The organism is Ruegeria sp. E8, assembly GCF_056533985.1.
In genome coordinates, this window is the sequence record NZ_JBQFOY010000050.1 from 1 (window position 1) to 2,688 (window position 2,688).

The following is a 2,688-nucleotide window of genomic DNA, read 5'->3' on the forward strand; positions in this document are numbered from 1 at the left end:
AGACGTTTTTTGGTGCGATTACCGATGGCGGTGCGATTGCGTTGAACGGGGCGTTCCGGGATCACGCCAGTCTGTATGAGGTGATTGCGGCCGGTGCCTTTGACCAATTGATCGCTGCCGCCGAGGGCCAACCGGTTACCCATACGGAATTCACCTATGAGATGGTGATGCCGGATGTGCGCCGCATTCTTTGTGTCGGTGTGAACTTTCCGGACCGTAACGCGGAATACAAAGATGGCAGCGCGCAGCCGCAATACATGTCGCTGTTCCCGCGCTTTGCCAGCGGCTTCACCGGCCATGACCGGCCGCTGATCCGCCCGCCGGAAAACCACACGCTGGATTATGAAGGTGAAGTGGCCATCGTGATCGGCAAGACCGGACGCCGGATCACCCAGGCCGACGCCTATGATCACATCGCCGCCCTGACCCTGTGTAACGAAGGCACCATCCGCGACTGGGTGCGGCACGCCAAGTTCAACGTCACGCAGGGCAAGAACTGGGACAACTCCGGTGCCATCGGCCCCTGGCTGGTGCCGTTCACCGATGCCGCACAGCTGGATGACGCCCGCATCCAGACCCATGTCAACGGCGAGCTGCGCCAGGACGACACGTTGAACCGGATGATGTTCCCGATCCGGCGCGAAATCGAATATATCTCGACCTTCATGACCCTGCAGCCGGGCGACATCATCGTAACCGGCACCCCGACCGGCGCGGGCGCGCGGTTCGATCCGCCCAAATACCTGGCCCCCGGCGATGTGGTCGAGGTTTCGGCCACGGGCCTCGGCACGTTGCGCAACACCATCGAGGATGAGCGGACATGACCCCCGAAGAACACACCCGCGCCGCCGCCGACCTGCTCGAGGCCGAGCACAGCCGCCAGCAGATCGGTCTGCTCAGCCTGCGCCATCCCGATATCGGCATGGATGACGCCTATGAGGTGCAGAACGCGCTGTTGAAGGGCAAACTCGCCCAGGGTCGCAAGGTGATCGGTTGGAAAATCGGCCTGACCTCGAAAGCGATGCAATATGCGCTGAACATCGACATTCCCGACAGCGGTATCCTGTTCGACGACATGCTGTTCGATCACGGCGGCACCGTCCCCGCGGATCGCTTCATCCAGCCCCGGATCGAGGCCGAGATCGCCTTTGTCATGAAATCCGCGGTGGGCGGAGAAAACGTCACCCGCGACGATATCATCGCGGCCACCGATTACGTGGCCCCGGCCATCGAAATCCTCGACACGCGGATTCAGCGACTGGACCCTGAGACTGGCAAGGCCCGCACCGTCTTCGACACGATTAGCGACAATGCCGCCAACGCGGGCATCGTGCTTGGGCCGCAGCGCCACGCGGTCGATGCGTTCGACCTGCGCTGGGTCGGCGCGCTGACCTTTCGCAATGGCGATATCGAGGAAACCGGTCTGGGAGCGGGTGTTTTGAACGATCCGGTCGAAAGTGTGGTCTGGCTGGCCCGCCGCATGGCGCAATATGGTCAGAGCATCGAGCCCGGTCACGTGATCCTGTCGGGCAGCTTCATCCGCCCGGTGGAATGCCCGCACGGCACCGCCATCCACGCGGACTTCGGCCCGTTCGGGTCGGTCGACATCAACTTCGCCTGAAGGAGCCCGCCATGCCCGCCCCCCGAAACACGTTCAAGGCCGCGCTGGAAGCCGGTCAGCCTCAGATCGGCTGCTGGATCGGCATGGCAAATGCCTATACCGCCGAGATCGCCGCCACTGCCGGGTTCGACTGGCTGCTGGTCGACGGAGAACACGCGCCGAACGATCTGCGCTCGATCCTCGAACAGGTGCAGGTGATCGAAGGCTCGGGCAGCGCGCCGGCCGCCCGTCTGCCCATCGGCGAGACCTGGATGATCAAGCAATATCTCGATGCCGGGGTGCAGACCTTGCTGGTGCCGATGGTCGAAAGCGGCGATCAGGCGCGCGAACTGGTACGCGCGGTGCACTACCCGCCGCACGGGGTGCGCGGCGTCGGTTCGGCGCTGGCGCGGGCCTCGCGCTTTGCGGCGATCCCGGATTACCTGAAAACGGCGGATGACCAGATCTGCCTGCTGGTTCAGGTGGAAAACCGGGCCGGGTTAGCGGCGCTGGACGATATTCTGGCCACCGATGTGGATGGGGTCTTTGTCGGCCCGTCCGATCTGGCCGCCGATATGGGCCATATCGGAAATGCCGGCCACCCCGAAGTGGTCGAGGCCGTTCTGGACGCGATAACCCGGATCGTCGCAGCCGGTAAAGCCGCAGGTATCCTGACCATGGACCCGGATATGCAGCGCAAATGCCTGGATCTGGGCGCGACCTTCGTGGCCACCGAAATCGACGTGACATTGTTTGCAAAGGCAATGCGCAATGCGGCCAAAACCGGGTTGAGCCTGTTGCCGGACCAATCCGCGACCGGCAGCGCCGAAACCGCCGCAGGCAGCAAGTACCTGCAACAGCTTTGCAAACACTGGTCCCACAAGGCCAAAGCCTCGTTTGACGCCACCCACGGCACCGTGAGGTTTGACAGCGGCGAAGGGATCGAAATGACCGCGACCGACGACCGGCTCGAGGTTTTGGCCACCGTCAGCCCGCGCGGCGACCTGAACCGCTGGCAGAAGGTGATCGAAGCGCATCTGGAACGCTTCGCCTTCCGCGAAGAATTTAAACTCAAATGGAATGAGTGA

3 protein-coding genes are annotated in these 2,688 nt (G+C 63.0%); all 3 read left to right on the forward strand.

Annotation, left to right across the window (positions count from 1 at the left end):
* The coding region (locus ACR0LF_RS23550; RefSeq protein ID WP_480584006.1) for a fumarylacetoacetate hydrolase family protein at positions 1-824 on the forward strand (824 nt) is incomplete at its 5' end.
* Positions 821-1,621, forward strand: a complete 801-nt coding sequence (gene hpaH, locus ACR0LF_RS23555) for a 2-oxo-hept-4-ene-1,7-dioate hydratase (RefSeq protein ID WP_480584008.1) — start codon at positions 821-823, stop codon at positions 1,619-1,621. The genes ACR0LF_RS23550 and hpaH, both read left to right, overlap by 4 nt.
* 11 nt (positions 1,622-1,632) lie before the next feature.
* Positions 1,633-2,688, forward strand: a complete 1,056-nt coding sequence (locus ACR0LF_RS23560) for an aldolase/citrate lyase family protein (RefSeq protein WP_480584011.1) — start codon at positions 1,633-1,635, stop codon at positions 2,686-2,688.